This window comes from Halobacillus sp. BBL2006 (assembly GCF_000786645.1).
GTDB lineage: Bacteria > Bacillota > Bacilli > Bacillales > Halobacillaceae > Halobacillus.
This window is the reverse complement of record NZ_JRNX01000168.1, coordinates 1-6,052: the sequence shown is the minus strand read 5'-3', so window position 1 is coordinate 6,052 and position 6,052 is coordinate 1. Positions and strand designations below refer to the sequence as shown.

Annotated in this window: 7 protein-coding genes; 2 read left to right on the top strand and 5 right to left on the bottom strand. The window is 42.8% G+C overall.

All coding sequences use genetic code 11. The features are described 5' to 3' along the window. The first annotated feature begins 162 nt into the window (after positions 1-162). Positions 163-2,112, top strand: coding sequence for an aconitate hydratase (locus LD39_RS06045; RefSeq protein WP_035543989.1), 1,950 nt, complete (start codon positions 163-165; stop codon positions 2,110-2,112). A 42-nt stretch (positions 2,113-2,154) separates the two neighbouring features. On the opposite strand, the gene LD39_RS06040 is transcribed toward LD39_RS06045, so the two are convergent. The 4 genes from LD39_RS06040 to LD39_RS06030 form a co-directional block, all read right to left on the bottom strand. Further along, positions 2,155-3,108, bottom strand: a complete 954-nt coding sequence (locus LD39_RS06040; RefSeq protein ID WP_035543987.1) for a ring-cleaving dioxygenase — start codon at positions 3,106-3,108, stop codon at positions 2,155-2,157. An 85-nt stretch (positions 3,109-3,193) separates the two neighbouring features. Beyond that, positions 3,194-3,895, bottom strand: a complete 702-nt coding sequence (locus LD39_RS06035; RefSeq protein WP_035543985.1) for a YqjF family protein — start codon at positions 3,893-3,895, stop codon at positions 3,194-3,196. Positions 3,896-3,967: 72 nt separating this feature from the next. Then, positions 3,968-4,123: a sporulation histidine kinase inhibitor Sda gene (sda, locus tag LD39_RS22005; protein ID WP_231572518.1), complete on the bottom strand. Its 156-nt coding sequence runs from the start codon at positions 4,121-4,123 to the stop codon at positions 3,968-3,970. A gap of 16 nt (positions 4,124-4,139) precedes the next feature. Then, a complete protein-coding gene (locus LD39_RS06030) occupies positions 4,140-4,664 on the bottom strand; it encodes a helix-turn-helix domain-containing protein (protein WP_035543982.1) in 525 nt (174 codons plus the stop codon). A 248-nt stretch (positions 4,665-4,912) separates the two neighbouring features. Here LD39_RS06030 and LD39_RS06025 point away from each other — a divergent pair, with 248 nt between their 5' ends. Then, entirely contained in the window at positions 4,913-5,524 is a 612-nt protein-coding gene (locus tag LD39_RS06025; RefSeq protein ID WP_035543979.1) for a trimeric intracellular cation channel family protein, read from the top strand. Positions 5,525-5,640: 116 nt separating this feature from the next. On the opposite strand, the gene LD39_RS06020 is transcribed toward LD39_RS06025, so the two are convergent. Further along, positions 5,641-6,052, bottom strand: a 412-nt coding sequence (locus tag LD39_RS06020; protein WP_035543977.1) for a pyridoxal-phosphate dependent enzyme, incomplete at its 5' end; no start/stop codon positions are given.

Here is a 6,052-nt window from a genome sequence, read left to right as displayed (position 1 = left end):
TTGAATAACTAAGTCAGGCGCTTGCGCTTTTGTTCTGATTAGCAAGGATTATCCAGATGTACGAGTAAACAGGAGGATTTAGGGGTATAAAAGGTATAGGAAAAGTTTATAACCTCAGGATATCTGCATCAATAATAACTCGTTCAGAAGGAGGAATTTCGTGTGAGTTATAACGTCACACAGAAACTGATCAAAGATCATTTAGTAGAAGGGGAAATGACCCCGGGGTCTGAAATCGGTTTAAAAATTGACCAAACATTAACCCAAGATGCAACGGGTACAATGGTTATGCTGGAGCTTGAGGCTATGGGGATTGAGCGTGCAAAAACAGAAGCTTCTGCCCAGTATGTGGACCACAACTTAATTCAAGAAGACAGTAAAAATCCGGATGATCACTTATTTCTCGAAAGTGCTGCCAAGCGGTTTGGATTATATTTCAGTCGTCCAGGCAATGGGGTGAGTCACCCTGTCCATATGCAACGGCTTGCAACGCCAGGAAAAACACTGCTGGGTTCGGATAGTCATACTTGTGCAAACGGCTGTATGGGGATGCTTGCAATGGGGGCCGGTGGAATTGATGTTGCTATGGCCATCGCTGGAGAGCCCTTTTACGTTAAAATGCCAAAAGTTTGGGGAGTAAAGGTCACTGGAGAGCTTCCAGATTGGGTTAGTGCAAAAGATGTCATTCTTGAAATGCTGAAAAGACATGGAGTAAAAGGCGGCGTTAATCATGTTTTTGAATACTACGGACCAGGACTTAAAAATCTGACAGCCATGGATCGTCACGTTATTGCAAACATGGGTGCTGAATTAGGTGCTACGGGGACGGTTTTTCCTTCAGACGAAGAAACGAAGCGCTTTATGACCCTGCAAGGACGTGAAAAGGATTGGATTGAATTAAAAGCGGATGGTGATGCCACTTATGATGTCTATGATGAAATCGACCTTTCTGAAATTGGACCAATGGTAGCGAAACCATCAAGCCCTGGAAATGTCGTTCCTGTAGAAGAAGTAGAGGGAGAACCTATCTATCAGTCTTATATTGGTTCATCGGCAAATCCAGGATATCGCGATTTTGCGATTGCATCGAAAATTGTGGAAGGGCGTCATATCGCAGATGGAGTTTCCTTTGATTTGAATCCGACATCGCGTCAGATGTTAATCGACCTTTCCCAGAATGGCCATATCGCTAATTTCCTGCAGGCTGGTGGAAGGCTGCACCAGGCAGGTTGTAATGGCTGTATCGGAATGGGGCAGGCACCTGCCACAGGACGCAATAGCTTGCGTACAACCCCAAGGAACTTTCCAGGAAGATCTGGTACAAAAGAGGACAGCGTCTTTTTATGCAGTCCGGAAACAGCTGCAATATCAGCCTTAAACGGGAAAATTACTGATCCAAGAAAAGCTGATTTTTCTTATCCAAATGTGCAAGAATTGGATAAACCGACAGTCGATACACGTCTTTTGGATGAGCCACTTCCTTTTGAAGAAGCTAAGAACGTAGATTTAGTAAAAGGTCCAAACGTTGCTTCCATACCTGAAATGGATGAACTACCGAATGATATGGAATTGCCAATTCTCCTCAAGATGGGAGATGACATTTCAACTGATGAAATTCTAGCTGGAGGGGCAAGAGTACTTCCGTATCGAAGTAATCTTCCTGAAATCAGTAAATTCACATTTGAAATTGTTGATGATACCTACTATGATCGAGCAATGGATATTCGTGATCAAGGTGGTCATGCGGTAGTGGCCGGTACCAACTACGGGCAAGGGTCCAGTCGTGAACACGCAGCATTAGCTCCGAAATATTTAGGGCTCCGTGTTGCTATTGTGAAGGATTTTGCTCGTATTCACTGGCAGAACTTAGCGAACTTTGGAGTGCTTCCATTAACTTTTGTTAATGAATCCGATCTTGATGATCTTGAGCAAGGTGACGTATTGGTGTTCAAAGGCTTACGGGATGGTATTAAACAATCCAGTACCGTAGAAGCCGAAGTGAAAGGGAAAAATAAGAAGTTGAAACTCGAGCATGCTCTTTCTCCACGCCAAATAGAAATCATGCAGATGGGCGGTTTAATCAACTGGGTGAAAAACCGGCTAGAAGGATAACATTTTTAAAAAAGCTACGACCGAAAAAGGTCGTAGCTTTTGTTAATTAGAATGAGTTTCAAGAGGAGTTAAGGAGTCTTCAATTTTTCCGCGATCTTTCTCTAAAAAAGGAGGCAACGCGAGACTTTCTCCAAGATGATCAGGGGCTTCATCAGTAGCAAAACCAGGACCGTCTGTAGCGAGTTCGAATAGTATGTGGTTCGCTTCACGGAAATAAAGTGACTTGAAATAGTATCGATCCACTAAACCGGAGTTCGGAAATCCGTTCTTTTGAATGATCTTTTGCCATTGTTCCAATTCCTGCTCATTCTCAACTCGGAAGGCAACATGGTGAACACTTCCTCTTCCAGGACGTTCTCTTGATAAGTCCGAACGTTCTTCCAAATGTACTTCTGCACCTGTGCCCCCTAGCCCTGTCTCAAATACAACTGTCTCCTCATGTCTTGCTTTTTCACGGAAACCTAAAATATCTTCCAGCACTCTCTTTGTTTGTTCGGCATCAGGAACGGTCAAATGAACAGGACCAAGGCCAGTGATTCCATTTTCTTGTGGTACAGGTGATTTATCCCACGGCACGCCCGCTCCAACGCCCTGGTTATTTTCATCAGATATTAGCATAAGTCGTTGATCTTCATGGTCCCTGAATGGCAGAGTTTTTCTGCCGAATCGTTCTGTAATGGAGTCGTGGGATACTTCGAATTTTTCTAATCTTTCTTTCCAGTACTCCAGGGCACGATCATTTTTGACACGAAGGGATGTAGTTGAAATGCTATTCGTTCCAGGGTATGTGTGCCCCGCACGAGGGATTTCAAAAAACGTCAAGTCTGTGCCAGGACTGCCTTGGCGATCGGCATAAAATAAATGATACATAGAGGGATCATCCTGGTTTACTGTTTTCTTCACTAGCCGCATCCCTAAAATAGTTGTATAGAAATCATGGTTCTTTTTAGCGTTAGCTGTTATAGCTGAAACATGGTGTATGCCTTTTATTTCCATTATTTCAACCTCCTAATTATCTCGAATTCAAGATAATTATAATTCGTTATTTAGTTTATGTCAAATACTTGGAAATCGAGATAATTCACTGCATTTTAATAAAAGGATAAATACGTGTTTTTAATGATTGGGAATAATGGACGATCGGATCATGGGTGAGCAACGGAGCAGGGAGGAAATCGAGTAAATGGTTTGTCATTATTTCAGCCTCTGCTTTCTGTAGGTTCCAATGCTGATGGAGGATCGGTCCTTTATAAACTTTTGATCCTCTTACGGCCCATAGAGCGTACCGCTCAGTGAGCCAGTAAATCAAAGAACCAGGTTTTGAAGGGGGGAGAGGGGAATCTATTGAAACGCTGCAATGAAAGTGGACTTGTTCATACCCAGAGTGGACTCTTCTGCTCATATAGAGTAGGTGATCCAGGTGTTTCTCCATGCGCATGTGAGCATTCAAATACGGGAGGCCGAATAATGTCCGAGCCAAAAAGACCCCAAATCGATGATCGGCGTCTAGTGAGAAGAAATATACTCCAGTTTCATTCCTATATTTGACATAGGTTCTGACATTTAATTCGAGCATGCGATTTTGGAAAGGAATCAGAGGGATGCCGCGGAATTGAATATGGTTCATATGGAAAGGAACGATTGCAATCCAAGCCGTTCCATCAAACTGATCGATTTCGAACGGGCTTGGAACAAAGGGTCTTAACAATTTTACAGGTACGGGCCAATGAATAAAGACTAAATCCTCCCAAGACTGCTGCATAATCCAAAAGTTATGTTTCATATAGAACACCTCTCTTACAGATGGTTTACCCATTGTTTTAGAGAAGCATACGCTTAGAAACACACTCGGCGTTCAGGAGGGGATTATTCTTTGATTAGAGGGCTTATGTACCTCTCTTTTTGTGATTTCCGTTTCGAGCAATCGAATAAACTCTGTATCCAGTTTTAATTCTACAGCTTTTTCACGCGTGGATATCAATTCCTTATAGGTTAATTTACTTACAATCACCAGGAGGCCCCCTTTTCTATGACTGTTGTGTGGAAGCGGTAGCTGCTCCTATAATTTCCCCTTGTTGGTTGAACATTGGCTGACCAAATACGTCATAGTAAAGTAAACCTTCGGACAAAGGGAAGGCAATTACTTCTCTCAGGGCTTCTCCGCTTTCGATCACTTTCCTTTTAAACTTCATTAGTGCAAGCGTACCTTCATTTACATCTAGTTCATCATCCCGTTTTCCTATCACTGAATTAATATTAAAATCAGGGTGGGGGTTGAACATCCAAGTGTACCGAAGTTCAAGGTCACAATGGGCCACAATAATTGGCGAATTCGCTAGAGCGATCTCGAAGGGTTCACTCAAATGCTCGGAAAAAAATAAGGAAGGGTTGATATGCAGAAAAGAAGCAATTTGAGATGCGACGGCCATGCTGGGATTGCGTGTGCCATTTTCTATTTGGGCGTAATAGGCTCGATCGATATGAGCCCCGTCTGCGATTTGCTGCTGGGTTAATTGTTGTTCTTTGCGTAGTTGAATTAGCCATCTTCTCATTTTTTCCACATCCTACTTTACTTAATGTACATATAAATAATTCGTACTAGATATATCATAATCCTTGTGGCAGTTTGCAACTCAATGGAAAGAGAATGAAATAAGTATGGGCGACCTCCTATATTTAGGAGTCTAGCAAATGACCTAAACAATTCCTAATCTATCTATTTTTTTCTGTTATAATCAATCAGTCTGATAATTTCGGTAAAAACTAGTATAACTGGTTTTTGTAGAAAGAGGTTGTTTACATGACTTGGGAAATACTTAATATATTAGCTGTAAGCGCATTTGCGTTCAGTGGGGCTATTGTCGCTTTGAATGAACGCTATGATATATTTGGCACATTTATTTTAGGAATTGCCACACCTTTCGCAGGAGGCATCATTAGAAATATCGCTTTGGATGTCCCGGTGGTCCATGTTTGGGAGCAAGGTTATTTATTGTATGTAGCTTTCGGGACCATTGCCGTCGTGTATTTTTTCCCTAAGAGCTGGGTGATGTCCTGGGATCGCTGGAATATCTACTTAGACGCCATCGGGCTCTCGGCTTTTGCTCTCCAAGGTGCATCGTTTGCGATTGAAAACAACTTTCCTCTAGGCGGAGTAATTTTCGCTTCCATTTTAACTGGAGTAGGAGGAGGCGTAACGAGAGATGTTCTCGCCCAAAGACGTCCGATGGTATTGCACCAGGAAATTTACGCCGTATGGGCCATGTTGTCTGGGTTACTGATCGGTGTCGGGATCATTAACATTGATAGTGCATGGCAGACTTACTTTCTTTTCATCAGCATCATCTTGTTAAGGGTTCTGTCTTATCACTTAGGATGGCATTTGCGATTTAGAGATATGTATCGATTATAGAAAGGCCTCCGTGATAAGCGGCGCAATTATCAATTGTTCACGATATTAAAGCCGAGAACGAATCAGGAATTTATCGAATAAAAAGGAGTCCGAACGAATTCGGACTCCTTTTACTATTAATAGCGGAATAGGTCTCCTGATAAGTATCGTTCCCCTGTATCTGGTGCAATACAAACGACAACCTCTCCGGGCTTTTTACGCTCAGCTACTTGAATAGCGGCCCAGCAAGCTGCCCCGCAAGAGGTGCCTAGCAATAAGCCTTCCTCTCGAGCTAAACGCCTTGTAATATCATAAGCATCCTCATCGGTGACTTGAAAAATTTCGTCATAGACCTCTTGATTCAGGATGTCAGGGATAAAGCCAGGACTAGTACCGACAAGTTTGTGCTTGCCGGGCTTTCCTCCTGAAAGGACTGGAGACCCTGCAGGCTCGGCGACGTGTACAGTCATATTTTTAAAATGCTTTTTCAATTCTTCTCCCGTGCCCGTAACAGTTCCACCTGTGCCTGCTGTGGATACAAAAGCAGAA